The sequence below is a fragment of the Gemmatimonadaceae bacterium genome, assembly GCA_016720905.1.
Taxonomy (GTDB): domain Bacteria; phylum Gemmatimonadota; class Gemmatimonadetes; order Gemmatimonadales; family Gemmatimonadaceae; genus Gemmatimonas.
The window spans coordinates 148,336-169,321 of sequence record JADKJT010000014.1 but is presented as its reverse complement, the minus strand read 5'-3'; the positions used below and the strand labels follow the sequence as shown (position 1 = coordinate 169,321).

General features: G+C 60.1%; 15 protein-coding genes and 1 pseudogene. 10 read left to right on the top strand and 6 right to left on the bottom strand.

Features of this window, described 5'->3' with window-relative positions; genetic code table 11:
• Positions 1–189 precede the first annotated feature (189 nt).
• Both IPP90_13200 and IPP90_13195 read left to right on the top strand, forming a co-directional pair.
• Positions 190–789 carry an ATP-binding protein gene (locus IPP90_13200; GenBank protein ID MBL0171658.1) on the top strand — a complete coding sequence of 200 codons (600 nt, stop codon included), beginning with the start codon at positions 190–192 and terminating at the stop codon, positions 787–789.
• Positions 790–1,300: 511 nt separating this feature from the next.
• Positions 1,301–2,725, top strand: a complete 1,425-nt coding sequence (locus IPP90_13195) for a carbohydrate binding domain-containing protein (protein ID MBL0171657.1) — start codon at positions 1,301–1,303, stop codon at positions 2,723–2,725.
• Between the two features lie 57 nt (positions 2,726–2,782).
• On the opposite strand, the gene IPP90_13190 is transcribed toward IPP90_13195, so the two are convergent.
• On the bottom strand, positions 2,783–3,679 hold the full coding sequence (locus IPP90_13190) for a glycosyltransferase (GenBank protein MBL0171656.1): 897 nt from the start codon (positions 3,677–3,679) through the stop codon (positions 2,783–2,785).
• 408 nt (positions 3,680–4,087) lie between these two features.
• Here IPP90_13190 and IPP90_13185 point away from each other — a divergent pair, with 408 nt between their 5' ends.
• The 3 genes from IPP90_13185 (at position 4,088) to IPP90_13175 (ending at position 6,491) form a co-directional block, all read left to right on the top strand.
• Positions 4,088–4,681 (top strand): ABC transporter permease, encoded by a 594-nt coding sequence (locus tag IPP90_13185; GenBank protein MBL0171655.1) that lies wholly within the window; start codon positions 4,088–4,090, stop codon positions 4,679–4,681.
• A 157-nt stretch (positions 4,682–4,838) separates the two neighbouring features.
• Entirely contained in the window at positions 4,839–5,474 is a 636-nt protein-coding gene (locus tag IPP90_13180; GenBank protein ID MBL0171654.1) for an ABC transporter ATP-binding protein, read from the top strand.
• Positions 5,475–5,774: 300 nt separating this feature from the next.
• Positions 5,775–6,491, top strand: coding sequence for a glycosyltransferase (locus IPP90_13175; protein ID MBL0171653.1), 717 nt, complete (start codon positions 5,775–5,777; stop codon positions 6,489–6,491).
• Between the two features lie 861 nt (positions 6,492–7,352).
• Here IPP90_13175 and IPP90_13170 read toward each other — a convergent pair.
• The 5 genes from IPP90_13170 to IPP90_13150 form a co-directional block, all read right to left on the bottom strand.
• Entirely contained in the window at positions 7,353–8,888 is a 1,536-nt protein-coding gene (locus IPP90_13170; protein ID MBL0171652.1) for a glycosyltransferase family 39 protein, read from the bottom strand.
• A 281-nt stretch (positions 8,889–9,169) separates the two neighbouring features.
• Positions 9,170–10,222, bottom strand: a complete 1,053-nt coding sequence (locus tag IPP90_13165; GenBank protein ID MBL0171651.1) for a glycosyltransferase — start codon at positions 10,220–10,222, stop codon at positions 9,170–9,172.
• Positions 10,223–10,320: 98 nt separating this feature from the next.
• Positions 10,321–11,145: a hypothetical protein gene (locus tag IPP90_13160; protein ID MBL0171650.1), complete on the bottom strand. Its 825-nt coding sequence runs from the start codon at positions 11,143–11,145 to the stop codon at positions 10,321–10,323.
• 85 nt (positions 11,146–11,230) lie between these two features.
• Positions 11,231–11,671 (bottom strand): glycosyltransferase family 2 protein, encoded by a 441-nt coding sequence (locus tag IPP90_13155; protein ID MBL0171649.1) that lies wholly within the window; start codon positions 11,669–11,671, stop codon positions 11,231–11,233.
• Positions 11,668–13,101, bottom strand: a complete 1,434-nt coding sequence (locus IPP90_13150) for a glycosyltransferase (protein MBL0171648.1) — start codon at positions 13,099–13,101, stop codon at positions 11,668–11,670. The genes IPP90_13155 and IPP90_13150 overlap by 4 nt, the downstream gene beginning before the upstream one ends.
• A 760-nt stretch (positions 13,102–13,861) precedes the next feature.
• On the opposite strand from IPP90_13150, the gene IPP90_13145 reads away from it, so the two are divergent.
• The 5 genes and pseudogenes from IPP90_13145 to IPP90_13125 all read left to right on the top strand — a co-directional run bounded on the left by IPP90_13145 (position 13,862) and on the right by IPP90_13125 (position 20,954).
• A complete protein-coding gene (locus IPP90_13145) occupies positions 13,862–15,457 on the top strand; it encodes a glycosyltransferase (protein ID MBL0171647.1) in 1,596 nt (531 codons plus the stop codon).
• The gene (locus IPP90_13140; protein ID MBL0171646.1) at positions 15,430–16,053 is read left to right on the top strand and encodes a glycosyltransferase family 4 protein; all 624 of its coding nucleotides are present in this window, start codon (positions 15,430–15,432) and stop codon (positions 16,051–16,053) included. The genes IPP90_13145 and IPP90_13140 overlap by 28 nt, the downstream gene beginning before the upstream one ends.
• A 25-nt stretch (positions 16,054–16,078) precedes the next feature.
• Positions 16,079–17,140, top strand: a complete 1,062-nt coding sequence (locus tag IPP90_13135; protein MBL0171645.1) for a carbohydrate binding domain-containing protein — start codon at positions 16,079–16,081, stop codon at positions 17,138–17,140.
• 672 nt (positions 17,141–17,812) lie between these two features.
• Positions 17,813–18,965 (top strand): annotated as a pseudogene (locus IPP90_13130) (acyl-CoA dehydrogenase family protein).
• A 36-nt stretch (positions 18,966–19,001) separates the two neighbouring features.
• Positions 19,002–20,954 carry a hypothetical protein gene (locus tag IPP90_13125; GenBank protein ID MBL0171644.1) on the top strand — a complete coding sequence of 651 codons (1,953 nt, stop codon included), beginning with the start codon at positions 19,002–19,004 and terminating at the stop codon, positions 20,952–20,954.
• The last annotated feature ends 32 nt before the right edge of the window (positions 20,955–20,986 follow it).

The window sequence follows — 20,986 nt, the reverse complement described above, 5'->3', positions numbered from 1 at the left end:
ATTGCCGTGACGATTTCAACTTCACCTTTCAATCGGCACTGCGACGGCAGATGCTCGGCAGCTATCTCGGAGTCGAGCTGGTCGCCGACGGGCGTAACGCGATCTTCAGCGGCCCGAGCGGGACGGGAAAAACCCATCTGGTCATCGCGCTCGCCAAGCGCACTGCAACACGGCTACGAAGCGCGCGTCGTGTCGGCCGATGTACTGATCGGCGAACTGTCGCATGCCGCGAGCCTTGGCACCCTCGACGCCGCGCTCGCCCCCTTTCTCCAGCCGCACGTCCTGGTACTGGACGAGATCGGCTACCTCGTGCATGCGGCCGATGCTGCAAACGTCCTCTATCGCGTCGTCAACGAACGGTACCTCCGGCAGCTGCCGATCCTCGTGACCACCCAAAAACCGCTGTCGACCTGGGGCCACGTGCTGCATGATGGCGCCTTGGCCGAAGCGATCATCGACCGGCTGCTCGAACGCGGCGCGCATTTCGAAATGCGGGCCGCTCCTATCGCACCCGCCATCTCCAGGAGGCCCGCGGCGGCGACCGCGCCGACGCGTAGTACCCGTCACGGCTCAGGCTGCGACAGAATCTCGAGAAAATGTGCGACAGCTTATAGGGAACTCTCACCACGCATTGACACCGTCCGGCTATTCTGGCAGCGTATGGGTAACCTAGGTGTCCGCGCACTGAGCAGTTCGAGATCGATCGTCTCTTTCCGACTCGCCGTTCAACGGCGTCCCATGGGTATCGTGTGCTTCATCCATATAGTTTCTCAGGCCCCCAGGGAATGATGGGAAGCTTTCCGCTGGACTCTTCGCCGAATCGAGCATCCAAGTGACGGCCCGCAACACGACGACGGTCGGTGGTACACCATCCCGCGCAGGTACGCCCGCGCGCGGGACCGTTCAGCGCCCCCTCTATCCGCCGCGCTCAGTGACTTTTCCAGTTCAGGTGCTCCAAGGGCTCGCCGTATTCCAAGCGATCTTCTTTCTGCTACCGCTCGCATCACCAGCATCACGGCTTGTCGGCATTGCCCTCGCATTGATCACCCTGCTGGCCGCGCGACTGCTGCGTGATTCGCCCGGACGGCAGACGACATTTCTCAGCGCAATCGCGGTGATTATTGGTGCGAATTTCGTGCTCCATCTCATGGCGACTGCGCCGGACTTTCCATTCCGGATGTGGCAGGTCGCGATACTGGTTCTCTACGTCACCACGTTGCTGGCCCTTCTCACGAGTCTGACCGGCGTGGTGGCCTTAAGAGGGGCGTTGTACGGGTGGGGGTCCGTGTCGATGGTACTCTTGGTCACCGAAGGCGCCTTGAAAGGTCCGGACGACTTCTCACAAACCACCGGCAACGTGGAGTGGGTGGGAACGACCATGCAGGATTCTGCGCTCGGTGTGCGATTCGCTCCAAACACGGTCGTCAGGACGTTTTATCCCAATAACCCGCGCGGATATTTCGACGAACCGGATGCCCTGCAAAGGCGATGGGTGTTGCAGACGCATGAAGGGAGCAGGGCGCAACTCGAGTTCCCCTCTGAGAAACCCGGCGTGCTTCGTATCAACATTGCTGACAGTCCCAGCAAGATCGGGTGGCATGTTTCGCTGAGGCAAGCACCAATTCGGGTACTTGCTGGCGAACGATATCAGCTTCGCTTCCGCGCTCGCTCCGATTCCGTCCGGACGCTCTACGTGGCCATCTCTCAGGCGCATCCGCCCGGGAAAAGCCTTGGCCTGAGCCGCGAGATAAGAGTCGACTCTTCGTGGCGGGATTTCACCCAAACCTTCCGGGCCACCGAAAGCGATCGAGCCGCGCAGATCTACTTTGAGCTTGGAGCAGATCACCCTGCTGTTGAGCTGTCGGGCATCACCATGCTTGCGATTTCCACCAGCAGCGTCGTGCAGGCTGAGGCACGCCGAGAGCTTTCGGTAAGCTATCAGATTAACAGTTTGGGATGCCGTGGTCCGGAATACCCTATGCGCACCGACTCGGGCAGCTGGCGCATTCTCTCGCTCGGAGGCGGAGGCACGTTTGGTGTTGGAGTACACCAGCTCGATACCTACGCGTCTCGACTTGAGGCTCTGCTCAACGAAGCGGGCACGAGCCGCGGCCCGGAGGGTCACTACGACGTGATCAACTGCGGCACCCCGGGGATTTCAGCCGAACAGCAGCGACTCCTCCTCATCTCATTGTGGCCCCACTATTCACCCAATCTAGTCTTGTTTGCCGTGGGTCCGGATCACGATTCAATCGCCACGGAAGGCGTGCGGCAGTCAGCGGGACCATCGATCACCAATCTGGAACGCCTCTTCCGAGTCTGGGGCCTTGCGCGCTCGCTTGGCCGACCCAAGCCGTTGGTGCCTGATTTCGCGACGACTGTCGACAACATCAAGCAAGTCGATGCCGATGCTCGCGCCCGCGGTGCCCGGGTAGCAGTAGTTCTCTTTCAGCAAAGACTGGGACCCGACTGGAAGAGTCTCGACAGCGCGCTAACGAAGGGATTGCGCGGATCGAACATCCCCATGCTGAATCTCGGGCCGGTGCTGTTGTCCTTCGGGGAGCAGAAACTCTTCGTACATTCGGTTCTCGACCGGCATCCGAATGAACTGGCGCATCGGATATCGGCCGAGGCACTGCGGAAGTTCCTCTCCGATCAGGGCCTTTTGGGTGAAGCACACGGCGCGGGCACTGTGGTCGTAGACACATCCGGAGCGCGCGAATAGAATTTCGAACGGCAGGCACTCTAACCAAGCGTGCATGTGCGACGTCCAGAAGGTCAGTTAGAGCCGCCCGTCACCGGGAGACGATGCGCGTCGTCGCTCGGGATAGTAGCCGAATGCGTAGCCAACTTGCGAAACGATGAGCAATGCCAGCAACAGCGGTGCTTGCCAACGTCTCCTGGTGGTGAACGGCGAGAAGACCAACCGGATGTAGAAGCTGATCGGCTCCATGGACGGGAGCGCGACGTTTCGGACTTCTCGAGCTTGGTGCAAATGATGCGCACCGCGACCGTAGGTACGATGCTGCCGCCAGAAGGTCACAAGGCTCATCGGACGTACGTGCGAGACTACTGCATCCGGGGCCATGATGAGTCGATAGCCAGCTTCTCGCCATCGATCGCAGAAGTCGCGGTCTTCGGCGGCAGCGAGCGGAAACGCAGTTCCGAATCCCCCGATCGAGAGGAATTCCTCTCGCGGGCACACAATGTTAGCCGACATGAACCAGCGCGCGTCGTCGATATCGGAGTTGTAATAACGGTACAGGAAGTCCACGAGCTGTTGGCTCGCTTCGGCACAAATATTATGCCGTGCCCCATTGCGCATCGCGCCGCCAACAAGCGCCCTCGGGAACTGGCGAAGCCGATCGTCCATGCAATGAAGCCAATCAGCGTCTGGTATGCAGTCGTCATCGAGCAGCGCCAGATACTCCGCAACGGCCTGTGCCGCCCCGGCGTTGCGCGCCTTCGCTGGACCGGCGTTGGGCTTCACAACCACGAGACGAACCACCAGAAGGTGCTCAAACGAGTGCACGACGTCAGTCGGCGGATCCGGGCTACCGTCATCCACGACGATGATCTCGAATTCCGAACGGGGATAGTCGATGCGCGCCAGCCCCGCAAGACAGTCGCGCAGTCTCTGCGTACGCTGGAAGGTCGGGATTATGATTGAGAAACGAATGCCGACGTACCCCCGTTTCGAATACCGCCGTCAAACGGCGACCTGCGGGATCTGGAGATCCGCGCGGATCCGGCCAGCACCATCACCCGGGCGGACCACTGAACACCACAACAAACTATCTTCCTTCGACCAGCAGAAGCCTACTTTCTTTGCAACCACGCTACTAGGGGGGGGCCGTGACGCAGACTGTAGGCCATAGTCGGTCCCGTTTTTCAGGAGAACAGACGGGCAGTCTGATTCGGGATCTCTGGGAGTTCCGTGAACTGCTTCTCGCCCTCGTGGAGCGAAACCTCAAGATGAGGTATCAACGCTCCCTTCTCGGTGCCGTCTGGACGCTCCTCAACCCGCTATTGACCGGCGTGGTGCTCGTAGGCGTTTTTAGCGTCATCCTCCGGTCCAGACGCCGCAATACTGGGCCTTCCTGGTCAGCGGCACTTCGCCTGGGTCTTCACCCTCAATACCCTTGGCATTGGCGCGGCGCTAGTGAGTAGCCACTCCTACATGACGAGGAATGTGGCCTTTCCGCCGGAGGTGCTCGTATTGAGCACTGTCGTTTCGCGTTTCGTGGAGTTCTCGATCGAAATGCTCCTCGTCGTCGTTGTGCTGGCAAGCGCGCGGCATGAGGGTCTTACGGTTGGGCTTGTCGCGCTCCCGTTGGTGATGATCTTGCACGGTTTGCTCATAGCCGGAGTGGTATTCCCGATCGCTGCCTTGGGCGTGTTCTTTGAAGACGTGCAGCACGCCGTGCCGGTCGCGCTCACCCTGCTCACTCTGTTGACGCCCGTTTACTACCCAATGTCGTACGTCCCCGAATCTTGGCAGCTCGTGTTGTCGCTGAACCCATTTGCTGGGCTCATGAATCTCTATCATGTGACGCTCTACGACGGCAGACTGCCGACGATCGCCGAGGTGACCATGCTAGCGTTCGTGGCAATCGGGGTATTCAGCGTGGGATTGATGCTGTTTCGCTGGAAACGGGCAAGCTTCGCAGAAGTCGTCTGACATGACGCCCCCGGTGCTCCCCGCCATCGAATTGCGCCATGTTGTGAAGCGGTTCTATCACTATGAACATCGCACCACGACGCTGCAGGAGTTCTTCACTCGCACGATGACCAGGCAGTCGATTCACGTTCGCGCTTCCAAGTATCACTTGTCCGGAGTGAGCCTTCGCGTCGATCCCGGCGACTCCTTGGCACTCATCGGTCACAACGGATCGGGTAAAAGCACATTGCTGAGAATGATGGCGGGTATCTATCCGCCAACCGAAGGAGAGGTCCTTCGCCGGGGTCGAATGGTCGCGATCATTGAGTTGGGATCGACGTTCCAGCTGACGCTCACCGGAGTCGAGAATGTGAGATTGTACGCCGCAGCACTCGGGTTCACGCGCCAAGAGACAGAGGAACGCTGGAGTATTCTCAACTTCGCCGGTATCGAAGAGTTTCGTGATGTTCCCATGAAATACTACTCGACCGGCATGAAGTCGCGTCTCGCATTTGCGATCGCCACCTCCGCGCAACCAGACATACTGCTGCTGGACGAGATACTCGCAGTCGGTGATGGCGAGTTTCGCTACCAGTGCTACCATCGCGTGCGCTCGTTTCAGGCAAATGGCGGAACCCTGGTGCTCGCGTCCCACGATATGAACGCCGTGAGGGATTTGTGCCGCCACGCAGTATGGCTGGAGAATGGTCGAGTACGTGCGACTGGAACTGCCGACGCCGTTACCACTGCCTACGAGGCGGCGATGTTGGCGGCAGTGGGCGGCTTGGCGCCGACTGCGACACTCGAGTCTTGATATCGTGAGCGTCGATCCCCTCGTTTGCATCAAGGACGTCGACCTGCTCCGTCCGCTCCAGCGAATGCGTAGAGGACTCCGGGTCGACCGACATGCGTGCTCGTGCGTGTTGGCGGCGTGCCCATATGTCGGGTCGACATTCCTGGTGCAACCACTGTTCCATTTGAGCAGGCCTTGGCTCATACGCTCACCACGGAGCACGTCGACCACGCCCTGCGCAGTGCCGTCTCAACGTGGATTGTACAGTCGCCGAACGGAATACCATTCCGAGTTGAGCATGCGTTCGAACTCGCACGCCTGATGGCGACTCAGAACTACCTCGCCAGTCACTCAGAGCGTGCGCCGAGCATTTCGGTGGTCATCTGCTCGCGCGACAGGCCCCGGCAGCTCGAGCGCGCACTCCGCGCAATTGCTCCCGCGCTGCGCGCGACCGACGATTGTCTTGTTGTCTTGAACGCGCAAGCCGAAGACGTTCATTCGTATTTTCGCGAGCGCTTCCCCTTCGCACGCTTCGTCTTGGAGCCACGACCGGGGCTCGACTGGGCCAGAAATCGCGCGCTCATTGAAGGTCGATCGGACGTCCTGCTCTTCACCGATGATGACTGTGTGCCAGACGCATCTTGGATTGATGCATACCGGAGACTATTCGACCGGAATCCTGACGTCGACGTGGCCACCGGACTCGTCGAGCCACTCGAGCTGGCAACGCCTGCGCAAGTGCTGTTTGAGAGCTACGGCGGCTTCGCGCGCGGCTATGTGAGACGGTGGATTCACGCGCCGCGCCGAGCACGGGTGGCAACCGCTGTGGGCAACGTAGGGTCGTACGGAACTGGCGCGAATCTCGCGATAAGACGACGCTTTGTCGAGCGAATGGGGCCGTTCGATGCTGCGCTCGGTGTTGGCACACGTACCGGTGGTGGCGACGACCTTGAAATGATCTTCCGGGCCCTGAAGGTCGGAGCGCTGTTGGCCTATGAACCACGCGCTATCGTCCGACGAGCATCGACGCGAACCTGATGAACTGGAGAAGCAGATCGAGAGCTGGGGAAGCGGATTCTCATGCGCCATCGAACGTGCTGGTCTGTTGTTCCCTGAGGAGTCGGTGCCCTACCGTTTGCTGCGTGCGCGGCTCGTATTGCTCTTTCACGCAAGGCGCGCATTGTGCTCCCCGAGTCTTCGCCGCTTGACGCTCGCCGAACTTCGGGGAATGCGCGGCGGCGCGGAGCGCTACGCAGGTGCGCGCAAAGATGCCGAAGACATCGCGGCGCGTATCTCATCCCCGGCTCCCGACACACTGCTGCGTCGAGGGTCGGCAGCACCGGGTACAACTCGACGTCGTGGCACGGGCGGCATTGCGCGCCTGGCTCTTGAGCTCGAGACAATTGGCCAGCCTGTGGCGGTACACACTGACGTTGACGATGTATGCGTTTCTATTCGGTTTCGTGGTCACCAGCTCGGCGCTATCGTGTTACCAGTTTTCAATGGTGTCGTGGAATCGACCGATTGCTCGACGCAGTCATCGACCGCCTTGGTGGTGTGGTCATCGGTGGGGATTGGTCTGAAGCAGTACGCGCTTCTCGTCGCTACCTGGTCGGAGCAGCGGGCACGGCCTCTCGGTGAACCAATAGACTGCCCCGTCACGCACTCAGCTGGATACCTGACACGGGCGGCGGTTGACGTGCGTCACGTCCCCTCCGTGTTCGCCGAGCCAGCTCGCGCTCACTTTTCCGGGAGGCGCGGCCCGCGATCTATCCACCAGACGCGCGCCTCCCGACCGTCCGGCATGTGGAACGTCTTGACGAATTGGAAACCCAGAGACTGCGCCGCGCGCTCGGCATGGCCTGAGTGACGTACGGCCGAAAATCTCCCGGACTCGCATCACCTGTCACCAGGATGTTCTGCTCGGTTGAGGCCAAGTAGTTGCGATAGGCTGCAATGTTGTCGCCGTTGGTGATCGATCGAAGCTGCCCAAACGCGATCCGATAGTCGAGGCTCACGCGCCCCATGAGCCCTACGGAGTTGGTGTTGAATAGACGGTCCTGCGAGGGCGAAGGCCACGTACGGCCTTCGCCCTCTCCCGGCGGCAAGTTCGATGATGAAGGCGGCCACCTCACGGTCCAACACCTGCCATCCGCGGTGGACATCGGGGAAACGAGCGGTTGACGGGCCCACATCGTAGCCAGCGTCCTGCATGTATGTGCGGATGCCCAAGCTCACACGAAACCCCATCAGGTCGGTCAAGAGCGGATTGGACAAAGCCGGGACCACACTGGCGTTCATCCCGACGTTCAGAATGGCGATGATGACGAATGTGCCAGTTGCCAGTGCTCGCAGCGGACGCGATGGCTGCGCGGCAAGAGAGGCAAGCGCAAGAACCACCACCAGCGGCAGCAAAGGGAGAAAGAACCCGGTGCCTTCATTTCTCGATGATGTCAGGGCAAAGTATCCCGCTGCCACGACGAGCACCACGATTCCTCGGTCGTCTTGGAGTCCAGAAATCACCATCTTGCGAACGGCGCCGCGACGTTTCAAGTGCCCGGTCGCTCGGAATCCGCCCCCGATCAACGTAACCAGCAGTATTGCAGCAAGCGGAACGTGTACACCACGATTGACTGCTTCTACCAGCCGCACTGTCCAGAAGTCGAACGTGATGATCGACCTTCCAGTCCCGAAATAGTGGCTGGCCTCGCCGTAACCATACGACGTCAGATACTCGAAGACGCTCGGGTAGTTTGGTCCGTACCAAAGCAGGGCGGTGGCTGCAGCGAGCGCCACCCCCAGAAGGAAGTTGAGCATGCGCTCTGCTCTCCCGCGAGGCAGGATCGCGATCTGGAGCGCCGCGGCCGCAAGAAGTCCGGGTACGAGCGCCAAGGTTACGGTGCGCGCGAGGGTCGTCAGTCCAAGCGCTAGTCCCCAAGCCAGCGCCCAGCGCCGATGGCTCAATCCGTCCGAACGGAGCAGTGCGTAGGTTGCGGCGATATAGAGAGCCGCGCTGGGCACGGCGAAGTGATACTGCCGCGTGAACTCCGTCACTGCCGGGATAGACGCAACCACAACCGCCGTGAGGCACCCATACGAGCGATTCGCAAGCCGACTGCCGATCCCGTAGCTGGCAACTATCAGCAAGACGAAGAACGCCTCAACGGCGAGGAAACTGGACATTACCTCCTGACCGGAACTCAGGAGGATCGGCACCGTCACGAGCGGGAGCAGTGGCGCCTGTATCCCCCCTTGGCGCAGAAATGCGTCCCACAATCCGGGGAACCCACCGCTCTTGAACTCGGCTGAGTAATCGAAGGCGATCGTCAGGTATCCGGCTTCATCCACGGTCAACGGATATCCCGCGCGAAATTCCCGCAACCACCAGATATCAATGGAGACCAACGCAAGAGCTGTGAGCACCACAAACGCCAACGGCATCCAAGCACGGAGCATTTGGGTTGGCCCGTTGTCTGGCACGGTGGCAAACGAAGCGGGTGGACGCGGGTGTGCGTTGACCGTCACGACGACGCATCCTCTTGGCGAGGCTTGCTCAGCAAGTGCCACATCACCTGCATGTCGGACATGCCAATCGCGGGCTCCAGCTGATTGGATTCATACTTGAACTCAAGCGCGCGGAAGCGCTCGGTGCTCGCGGTCGCGGAACCGAGTTATGGTGCACATGGCGTTGGGCAATTCGTCCATTTCCATGACCGTCACGACGCTTGTCTGCTGGTGGTCACGTCCCGACATTCTTCATGAGGAAGGTCAGGCGTGCGCAGCATGCCAAGCCGCCTACCGAGTCGCACCCAACTGGCCGCGCCGAGCACTTCGAGCGCCCCTCTCAACTGCTCTTTGACCAGAATGGCCGACGCGATTCGACGCTCCAGTATGACTACTCGACCCTTCTCATCGAGAAGCTGTCCGTCTAGTTGTAAGACTCGCGCCGTGGCCACCACGACGTCCGCATGCACGCGTGCGATGTGTTGGTCCTGCTCGGCGAGCCGCCGTTCTTGCTGCACGACAAGTGCGTGCTCGTGGGCGATGCGTTGATCTTGCTCCGCAATCCTCCGCTGTTGTTCCTCGACAAGCGCGCGCTGCCGATCCAACCGACGGTGCGTGTTCGCGTCAATCTCTCGTAAGCGACGAGCGGACTCGATCATCTTGTTCGAACAAAGGCGGGTGCGGTCAGGATCCACTTCTCCGCCGTCACTCCTGGATCGAGCAGTCATCGCTACGCCAAGCAAGGACTTGAACTCTTCACCAAGGGCCTGCGCCGAGAACAGTCGACGAACGACGTCGCGGGATATCTCACCCAACGCCCGCGCCCGTTCCGGCGAATTCAGTAGGTCCAGGAGCACTGCGGCATACGCCGTCGCCTGCAATTCCTCGTCTGCATGCGGAATCAAGACGCCACAGCGATCTGTGACCACTTCCGCCAGACCGCTGCCCTCCTCCCCGACCACTGGAAGCCCGCACGCCATCGCCCGCAACACTTCGGCGTTTATGGTTTCACTTTGCGACGGACAGAAGTATACGTTCGCCGCCAACATCAGATGGCGCATGTCATCGTCGGCACTTCCGGCGAGGATTCGAACATTGTCAGTTAGATTGTTTCGCGCCACGAAGCCGTGGAGCCAATCGAGATCTGGACCATTGCCAGCGATCAGCGCGATCCAGCCGTTGCTGCGCTCGCGCAGTTGCCGCATGGTGCGAGCGAGAATGAATGGCTGTCCTTCCGCATCGATGCGATCAGCGTACGCAATCACTGGAACGGACCGCGGCAACTCCAATGCAGCTCTTGCTGATACACGATCTTGCTCGCAGAAGTCTGACACCTCAATGCAGGCAAGCGCTCGACTCACCGTCACGCGCCCAGCGTCAGCTCCGCCTCAATCATCTGCCGCTTCGCGAGCTGGGAAGGAACCATGCACAGATCCAGGCAGCGATCGAGCGCGATCGGCAACGCCTCACCGGAATCGACCGATCGCGCGACGCGAGCATCGCCCATATGGACGCATGTGAGTGCAGGCACGACAGCGCGGAGATAGCATGCGCTCGGCCATCCCCAATCGGAGTCTGTCACGACGACGCCGTCAATTTGCCGCGACGACACCAGATATTGGAGGAATCGCGGGTAGTTGCCTACCGCGAGAAAATGCGGCAAGGCAAACACATCCGGGGTGGCTTGGCAATATGCCGAGGTAAGATGCAGATCGGACTGCAACATGACAACGGACACCTCCAGCCCCTGCGCCACCAGTTGTCGCACGAATTCCAGGCTGAATCTCTCGTCTTCTTCGCCACGCGCACACGGCACAAGTACGAGGAGCCGAGTCCCTTGCTTGCGCAGCAAGTTCTCGTCAGATGTTTCACGCACATCCGACTGCTCGACCGAGTCGTCGTCCCTCAGAATCGGCCGGGGGAAGCGGCCGTTCCAGAGCTCCGGGTAGCGCACCCGACAGCGCGTCAGGAAATCGGCAATACGCGTCTCGTTCAGGGCTTCCCATCGATCAGTATGATCGGTTCGTCGCCGGTACCAGTCGAGAAATTCAGGAATACAGGTGCCCCAGTTACCGGCGCTCGCGCTCTTCAGCCAGAAATCCCAGTCCTCTAGTCCGAGCTTCATCGACTCGTCGTATCCGCCAACCTTGCGATGCGCGGACCTGCGAATCATGCTCGTCGCGTTCACGAGGTTTTCCTCGAGAAAGGACCTGCCGTTGTGAAGCCCTTCCTCCAGACATATTCGAATGCTCCGAACGCGACTGAGAAGCCCTTCACGAACGCGGCGTTCGGACGGGTTCTAAGAAACCACCACCACTTCTCCACGGCGGTGGGCTCAATGAGTCGTCACTGTCCAACTGCACGACATAGTCCGTGGCCGCCGCAGCGAATCCCGTATTGCGCGCCGTGCTCAGACCCAGGTTCTGCTGATGGTGGATGATGCGGATTCGACGGTCTGCGAGGGCATATTCGTCCAGTAGCGCGAGTGCCTCCGTGTCCGTGGACCCATCGTTGATGATGATCCATTCCCATTGCTGAAGCGACTGACGTCGGACGGATTCGGCCGTTTCACGGAAGACGGGGCCGGTGTTGTAAAACGGTGTGATGATCGTGACCAACGGCGGTCTGGACGGGTCAACTGGTTCATAGGCATAACGCGGCCGTTGTTCCGACGCCGGCGTATTCGCGAAGTCGGGCTCGTTCGGATCGATCATTGGGGTTCAAGCCCGCGCAGCCGGGCGCCCATCAGATCGACATCGACGACGTTGCGCGTGACAGACTCGTAGATGTCCATCAGCTTGCGCACGTGTGCATCTTGAGTCTCTACGTCGGTGCGGCGAGCGCCTGCGCGCAACGCCTCGAGCCGATCCGGTTGCCGAATAATCTCGGAGATCGTGTGACGGAGATCTCCTTGCAGGTGCGGATCGAACAGGCAGCCGTTGACGCCATGGACGATTGCCTCGGGCACCCCGCCGTACTTCGAGCCCACGACCGGAACTCCGCGCTGCAACGCTTCGCGCACGACGAGCGGGTAGTTCTCCTCCCAGAGCGACGGAAAGACCGTCAGGTGGACGCTTGAAAGAATGCTCCCAAGGTCGGCGTCGCCTTGATACGGTCCATGGAGCCATGCCGCTCCAGTAGGATACCTGCGGACGGCGGATTGGAGTTCCGCCAGGTACAGTTTGTCCGCTCCCCACCCGTGAATGTGTACTTCGACTTCACTTCCCCTTCTCCCGAGTTCCTCGAGCTCGCCCAGGATCACGTGCGCGCCCTTCGTGCGTAGCAGGTTCCCGATGAAGGCGATTCTCAAGGTGCCGCGATAAGGAACCGGAGGCACCGGATCGACACGGGAAAAGCCCAGAGGCAGAACCGATATGGGAGGGAAGCCCTCCGCTTCGTATCGTGCCTTCAAATATCGCGACGGACTCAGCAGAACTGCCGGGTAGCGCAACTGTCGACTGAAGAACTCGTGACGGAATCGGTTCTCGGCTAGAGCGACGTGGTCGACGCCCATGCTGTCGGGAAATTCACTCGCTAGGCCGATGCTGGGGTACCTACGCGCTGAGTCAAGCCATCGCAAGGCCCGGCCGATCCATCCGCTATTCGTCTCCATTTCAGGCGCAGTTGCCGAATCACGCGCACGGGTATTGGGTAGCGGCTTGTCGAGACACGTCGCACAATTCGTGCCGGACATCGGACCTTCGCAGATGCCAACACTTGGCCTAATCAGATGACTTCGACGACATATGTACCAGTAGTCGTGCAGGGTGAGGATACTCGGGAAGCCTTCCTGAAATGCGATTTCCGGCATTGCACCTGAGAGATACGCAAGATGCTGAAAGTGGACGACATCCGGGCACTCCTCACGGATAACCTCCCGGAAGACCCGCTCCGTGTGAACGTCCTTGAAATAGTCGGTGAATTTCCGCGCCTGTGCTGGCGAGTTCACGACCTTGATCAGCGAGATACCATCCAACATCGAGCGCCGGATCTCGTATCGTGTCGCGGTCATGTCCTCGACGGCTGTGAACACGGTCACGGAGTGACCGGCAGCTATGAGTGCTCTCGACAGGTGGTAGGTGTATACCTCCGTCCCACCTACACTGTCGGGGAGGAAACTCAGATTCACCATCAGAATCTTCATGATCGACCACGAATCCGGCCCGGGGCCGTGTGGAGAAAGCCCGAAGTCCCCGACGAAGGCTCAACGGGCGGCCCGATGGTCTTCAAGACACGATTGCGGACTGTTGAAACACCAAATCCCAGGCGGTGCGGTGTGCCGGCTTCCCGCTCGAGTGACGCTTTGGCGCCTGAAAAGAGACTTCCGGTGCCGCTCCTTTGACCACCTGACCCCTCGTGCAGTGGGACCGATGGCGATACCTCGAAAAGGGTGGAGAAAATCCCTCACTCAACAAGTTGTGCCTCCTAAGCCCGTATGCTGGGTGGTTGAACAAAGCGAGCCGAACCTCGACAATGAAACGTGAAACCCTCAGTAATATCCACTCGTCACACTTCGGACGATGACACGAAGACCCGCCAGTCTTCAGAACTCTGGGCCGTCTACCGCGGCCGGCGCACATCGCAGCCCCTGCTCGCAATGGCGGACTCTGCCGCCTGATGATCGGGAGCCTCGTTGACAGATCGAGCTATCCAACTGTCGTGTCTGCTTGACCGCCGTGTATCTGGATGCAGACGTCTCTTTTCCCCTCCATCAGCTGCCGTTCCGCCGTGAGAGATGTCCTGTCCTCGAAAGTAGCCGCCGGTCGGCCGAAACAGTCCCACTAACGTGTCGAGCGCCGCAATCGCGGTCTCTGGAACCCACTGGCTCCCACTAATGCCATGATCGATCCGTCGTTTCCAGATTTCTCGAACACTCCGGTGTCTGTCCGTCGGCCGCGCTTTGAGTGCGCGCCCGCGCACCCCGCACGCCGCACGTTTCGATCGTCACTCCATTCTTCAACAACGGACCGGAGTTTGCTGCTACCGCCGCTTCGGTGATCGGGCAGTCCTTCCAGCCGTGGGAATGGATCATCGTAAATGATGGCTCGGATATACTCGAATCGACTGCAGTTCTCGCTGCATACCGCGACGGCGATCCGCGGATTCGCGTGGTCGATCATCCCGTGAATCGCGGGCTCAGTGCGGCTCGTAATACTGGGGTTCATCACACCCGCGCCGACCTCGTGCTTCAGCTGGACGACAACATCCTGCTCGAGCCGACAGCGGTGGAGAAGTGGTACTGGTATCTCGCGGCACACCCCGAGCATTCTTTCGTGACGGCATACACGGTCGTCTTCGGAGCGCGGCAGCACCTGTGGAATCGCAGCTTCCAGATGGGGCGGGCGTTCAAGCCGCCGAATGAATTCGAGGCCACGACCATGTTTCGTCGGAAGATGCATGCGTCGGTTGGCGGATTTGACGAGATACCCCCAGAGGATTTGGCGAACTGGAGTTTCTTGCGGCGCTGCACCAACGCGGGATATCTGGGAGGCACGGTACGCGAGTATCTGAGTTGGTTCAGATACCCTGCCGGTCACGCGGAACCGCAAGAGAGCGATGACTATGAAGCGCGCAGACGTCGATTCCCCCTGCGCCTGCGCCGGGGGTTCTCGGCACTCCTTGAAGGGCGCTTCCCGAGATCACCCCGGATCTCCAACGAAGTCCCCGAAGACACCCCGGAACCTTGGCCGTCTGCGAATGTGTTGCACAAACGCAAGCCGAGGCTGCTGCTTGTGGTACCTTGGTTGGCGATGGGGGGCACCGAAAAGTTCACCATCGACTTACTCGGTGAACTCACAGGGCGAGGCTGGGAGATCACTGTTGCAACGACGCGCGAACACGCGGATGAGTGGATGCCGCTCTTCGCAGCGCATACGCCCGACGTGTTCGCATTGCATCGCTTTCTCCGGCCAGCGGACTATCCTCGCTTCCTGTCCTATCTTATCCGATCTCGCAGAGTCGACACAGTCATGATCGTACACAGCGAGCTCGGTTATCGACTCCTGCCGTACCTGCGGAGTCAGTTCCCGGAAGTCACGTTTGTCGACTCGTTGCATGTTGTTGAGCCTGCCTGGAACGATGGCGGATTCCCTCGCTTCGCGGTTAGATACGCAGAGCAGCTCGATCTGAGCATTGCCGCGTCTGAGCAGGTCAAGCGCTGGATGGTGGAGCAAGGTGCTGACCCTTTACGCGTCGAGATTTGCCACATCAACGTCAACACCCATGTGATTCGACCGGACGCGGCGATCCGCGCGGAAGTCCGACGCGAACACGCCGTGGCTATAGACACGCCGATCATCCTGTTTGCAGGGCGCGTCTGCCAACAGAAACAGCCATTCGTACTCGCAGACACTGTAGCGCGCCTTCGGCGGCGCTCGCTAGAGTTTGAGGTCTGGGTGGCCGGCGACGGCCCGGACCTCGATCACCTTCGCTCAGCACTCGGTTCTATCGGATTCGGGACACGGTTCGCCTCTTGGGATCCGTTCCGCCGACAGAAATAGCACGACTGATGGCGGCGACAGACATCTTCTTTCTTCCGTCGAAATACGAAGGCATCGCGCAGGTGCTCTTTGAGGCCATGTCGGCGGGGCTGCCGGTGGTCAGTGCAGACGTTGGAGGCCAGCGCGAGCTCGTCACGGAGGAATGCGGGCTGCTGATTGCGCCATGTGACCCTGGTTCAGAAGCCGCTCAGTACTCCGACATTCTCGCCAACCTTCTTTCGCATCCCGATCAGCGGCAGGCGATGGGTCGCGCCGGTAGGGAGCGAGTGGAATCCGGCTTTCGACTCGATAAGATGGGTAACCGCATGACAGAATTACTTGATCAGGCAACCGGTCTTCACCGGACACACCCACAACCACGCCCGTCTCCGTGGATTGCCCAAGCGTGCGTCGGCGAGGCCGTGGAAGCCATGCGCAGAATGCAACCTCGCGGGCAGGTCCGGAACGAAGCGCACACTCGAAGCTTTGGCTTTTCGACGCACGCGCTCCTCAATCGTTGGCTGTCACCCGCATATCACTGGGGGGTAGCTCGAGGATGGAGTTGGCTGCCAGCGGTTGGAAAGCGAATTCGTCGCCTGTTGTTGGGTTCGCCGTGATGCCCAATGAAGACGTACAAGCGTTGTGTGCCTCCTCGGCATCACGCTGGCAGAGTGGTGGCAACCGTGGCTCTTCGGAAGCAAACGTAAAGCGGCCATCTGGATACTCGCCACCCTTTGCATTTCGAACTACGTTGCGTTCGCCGCTGGCGGCGGATTGCCCATCGAGCATCGCATGGCGCAGGCGACCGTGATCTTCGGATACACGGGCGCCTGCTCGGCAGGCTTGGCCAGCGTCCTTCGTATTCTTCCTGAGAGACGGGCCTTCGCACTCGCGCTGGCTTGTGTACTTGGGCTGCTGGTCATCGAGCTGGCACTGAGCCCGCGCCAAGGGAAGTTCCTTTGGGCCGGTGGTGTCGCGCTGGTTGCGGCGTCTAGCCCGCCTGCGGAGGATGGCTCTACACCCGCTTCTGGCACAATCGTGAGCGACTATCCGGAAGATCCCCGTGGCTACTTCGAGGACCCCGAGACTTGGCGCGCGAGTTGGCGCGTCGATGTCAATGAAATAGCAGCCGGCTCGACGCTTGAGTTTCCGGCAACTCGCGCAGAAGCGCTTCGCGCCATTGTGAGGCGCGGTGGCCTTCGAGAGCCGTGGTTTGTCCAGGTCGCCCAGACTGGGGTTTCTCTTCGACAGGGGGAGCGTTACTCGCTCTCTTTCCGAGCACGTGCAGCCGTTCCCGGTACCCTGTATGTCGCGGCAGGTATGGGTCATCCACCTTGGACTGCCATCGGTTTGTATGAGCAGGTGACTGTGGATTCGCTGTGGCGCCATGTTCAACTCGAGTTCACGCCAACAGCCAGTGATCCATCGGCAAAACTTTACTTCGACATTGGCCTTATGCAGGACACGGTCGAGCTGTCGCGCATCACACTGCGTCGCAGCGCTACGGGCGAGCGCGTGGTGCCGGTCGCTCGTCACCGCCACGCCGTCCGCTATCGATACAACCAAATGGGCTGTCGAGGTGCCAGCGTGCACAGGACGCCGCGCCCCGGTGTCTATCGTATTCTTGTTGTGGGTGGCGCGTCTTCGCGTGGCGTGGGAGTCCACGAGGAAGACACCTTCGCATCACAGCTTCAGGATCGCTGAATCATCCGGCCGACAGTTCCAAGCCATCAATGGCCGTAGAGGTCGTCAACTGCGGCCTGACCGGCTCGGACGTAACGGCGTGGATGACATCGGTCAAGCAACTGGCAGCGGCATACTCGCCTGCCCTTGTACTCTTCACCGTTGGTGTCGATGAGGGAATTCGCTGGCGCCCATCCCCTTCACCTGCCGACCCAGAGCTTCCCGGAGCGCTCGATCGGTTGCTGCTTTCCTGGAATCTGGTGCATGGCGCGTGGGTGACGTCCAAGAGACCGCGTACGGGGGGCCGAATGCTGATGTCGAATGCAGCGGAGTTGACGACACTGCAGAGCGCAGTACAGCCGGCAGAGCTGGTTCTCGTGGCCTTGCGAACCTCAGAGAACGGCGGGTGGTCCGAGTCCATGAATGGCCTCAACGGCACGGCCAGATCGCTGAGCATTCCCTTGCTCGACGCAGGTCCAGCGCTGCTCGCTCGACATTCCCCTGCGAGCCTCGTCGTCGATGCCGACCTTCAACTGCACCCGAACGACCTCGCTCACGCATTGGCCGCGGACACTCTCGCTGCGTTCTTACAGGCGCGCCGCCACCTGGTTACGCCGTGAGAAGGCGTGCCGCTGCGATCTGCCTTATTATTGTTGCCGCGAACACGACTACAGCGCCAACTGGAGGATGAGCATGGATTTCGGATGGACATCCGAGCAAACCGCGCTGCGGAAGCGTGTGATCGCGTTCGCATCAGAGCGGTTACGCGATGATGTTGTCTTTCGTGACCGGGGTGGGGTATTCGCACGGGACCTGTGGACTCTCTGCGGTACCTTCGGCGTGCAGGGACTTCCTTTTCCGGAGGAGTATGGCGGCGGTGGACACGACGTTCTCTCGGCGGTGATTGCCATGGAGGCGTTGGGCTTCGGCTGCCGGGATAACGGCCTTGTCTTCGCACTGGGCGCACAGCTCTGGAGCGTGCAGATGCCGATCGCTCGATTCGGTACCGATGACCACAAACGCAAGTACCTGTCGCGACTCTGCAGCGGTGATTGGGTAGGTGCGCACGCTTTGTCCGAACGGACGGCAGGGTCGGACGCCTACAGCATCCAGACGTCGGCGGAGCGCGTGTCAGGTGGGTATCGGCTTGATGGATCCAAGACCTTTGTCAGTCAGGCGCCCGTCGCCGATGTTTTCGTTGTATTTGCTCGTGTTGGCCAAGGCACCGGACCGCTTGGTATCTCGGCATTCCTCGTCGAGCGCGGAACTCCAGGACTGATAATTGGGAACACACTGGAGAAGCTGGGCCTTCGTACATCGCCCATGGCCGCCCTCGAATTCGAGAACTGCGTGGTGCCCGAGACGAACCGCCTCGGCCGCGAGGGCAGAGGCGCGGAGATCTTCCGGGATTCCATCGAGTGGGAGCGGTCGTGCATTCTGGCGGGCGCCGTGGGTGGAATGGAGCGGCTGCTTACTGATTCGATCCGCTATGCGAGGGAGCGGCAACAGTTCGGTCGCCCCATCGCCTCTTTCGCCTCAATTGCAATGCGGCTCGTAGACATGAAGGTACGTTTTGAGAGCGCGCGTCTCGCCGTCTATCGAGCCGCATGGGCGAAGGTGCACGACACCGACGCCTCTACCACGGCCGCGATCGCAAAGCTTGTGGTCAGCGATGCGTACCAAGCAACAGCCATTGACGCCGGAGATTCGCGGTGGATATGGCTACCTGGCAGAGCACGAGGTCGAGCGGGATGTCAGAGACGCGCTGGGCAGTTCCATCTACTCTGGCACGTCCGATATCCAGCGGTTGGTAATTGCCCGGGGCCTGGGCTTGCGAATTGAGTGATCGGCGATACATCCGAAGCGTTCGAAACACTTTCCGATGAAGACGACAGTGGCGGCGCCGCTTCCAGTGCTGGCGACTGACGACCGCAGCTTGCGTTACAGGAACGCTGAGTACCTGATCCGGGTCGCGCTCATCGCGGCGCAACTTGGTGGCGCGCTGCTACTTGTGTACGCTTTCGAAATTGAGACGCGCACATTCTTCTACATCCTGTTGCTGGCGTGCGGTGGGTTTTTGTTCAGCGTTGCACTGCCACGGCGATTGCGCCTTCCCTTGTTCGGCGCCCTCTCCGTTGCGTCCGTTGTGATTGCGGTTGGATTCGACGCTGGCAGTGTCGTGCTCGCTGTCGGAGCGCTCCTGATCGTCATGTGCCATTTGCCGCTCGACTTGCGCTGGCGCGTGGTCCTGATTGTCCTCACCGCAGCAGGTCTCGCTATTCTCAGGGCACGTTCCGGTATGGCAGGCCTGCCAGCTGCGGCACTGCCTGTGCTTGCGTCGATGTTCATGTTCCGGCTGGCGCTATATCTCCACGCGGTGCGGCACGGGGACTCAGGATTCAGTCCGGCGCATGCACTGTCATACTTCTTCATGCTGCCGAACGCCTGTTTTCCACTGTTTCCCGTCGTTGATTATCAGGTGTTTGTCCGGACGCGGTTCGATACAGAGGAGTTCGGGATTTACGAACAGGGCATGCGCTGGATCTTTCGCGGCCTGCTGCAGTTGCTCATCTATCGACTGGTACACAGCGAACTTGTCATCGGTGAGAGATACGCGAATGATCTGGGAGACGTTGTGCAACACGTGCTATCGACTTTTCTGCTCTACGTCCGGGTGTCCGGGCAGTTCCACCTAATCGTCGGTATGCTGCACCTATTCGGCTTCCGGCTTCCAGAGACTCACCATCTCTACTATCTGTCTTCAAGCTTCACTGACTTTTGGCGCCGAATTAACATCTACTGGAAGGATTTCATGGTGAAGCTGGTATTCTATCCCAGCTTCTTTCGCCTGCGTCGCTATGGGCAGAAGCAAGCGCTTGTCGCATCGACGATTGTGGTCTTTGCCGCCACTTGGGCTCTGCACTCGTACCAGCAGTTCTGGATCCAGGGCGTCCCACTGATATCGTGGCGTGATGGATTGTTCTGGGCTTGCTTCGCCGCGCTTGTGGTGTGTGCGACACTTTGGGAAACGCGACGTACCGCTCGGTCGAAGCGACGCCGTCGCAAGTGGGAAACCGGTCGCGCTCTGGCCACAGTCGGGACGTTTCTTACAACTGCTGTTCTCTGGTCGTACTGGAGCAAGGAAGTCTCCATGACCTGGTTCTACATGTGGACACAGGTTAGGTACGCGTCGCCGAGCGACTGGGTACTGATTACGACACTCGCGACACTCGGACTCGCATTCACCGGCTTTGCCTGGGGGTTACCGCAGCTCGTCACGCCACCAGTGGCTCCCGGACCGCTTCGCCAGCGCATCCATGGCGCGACGATGCGCGTCGCTGCCGTGCTCGCCGCCTGTCTCTGCACTATTCCAAACGCTAGTGCCAGTCTACCGTCGGATTTTTCGCGGATCCTTCTTCATCTACAGGGACGCGGGATTCCCGAGGAAGAGATGCCCGATCGTATCGTCGGGTACTATGAGCGAATCGAACTTTCGCCACCTCAGGTACTCGCGCGCGCGTGGCGTGCCCAAGACACGATCCACAGATGGCCTGGGGAAGATTTTCTCTACAAGGAGGAGGCTAGTTTTCTTCTCCGCAGTCTTATCCCGCGGACTGCCAGGGCCTCAAACGGAAGAACTGTGAGCGTCAATCGCTGGGGAATGCGCGACCGAGAGTTTGATCTGGCGAAACCACCTGGAACTCTGCGCATCGCGCTAATCGGTCCCTCGGTGGCGATGGGATGGGGTGTGAGCGACTTTGAAACCTTCGACGAATTGATGGAGAAGGCGCTCGATAGCATCGCAGTTGCCACGCGACAGCACGTTGAGTTCTGAACTTCAGCGTGCCTGGATGGAGTCTTGCACAG

Excerpts from the sequence above, each read along its gene's own strand:
- IPP90_13175 (MBL0171653.1), top strand. The coding sequence starts at position 5,775 with ATGGCGACTCAGAACTACCTCGCCAGTCACTCAGAGCGTGCGCCGAGC.
- IPP90_13155 (MBL0171649.1), bottom strand. The coding sequence starts at position 11,671 with ATGATCGATCCGAACGAGCCCGACTTCGCGAATACGCCGGCGTCGGAA.
- IPP90_13150 (MBL0171648.1), bottom strand. The coding sequence starts at position 13,101 with ATGAAGATTCTGATGGTGAATCTGAGTTTCCTCCCCGACAGTGTAGGT.
- IPP90_13125 (MBL0171644.1), top strand. The coding sequence starts at position 19,002 with ATGAAGACGACAGTGGCGGCGCCGCTTCCAGTGCTGGCGACTGACGAC.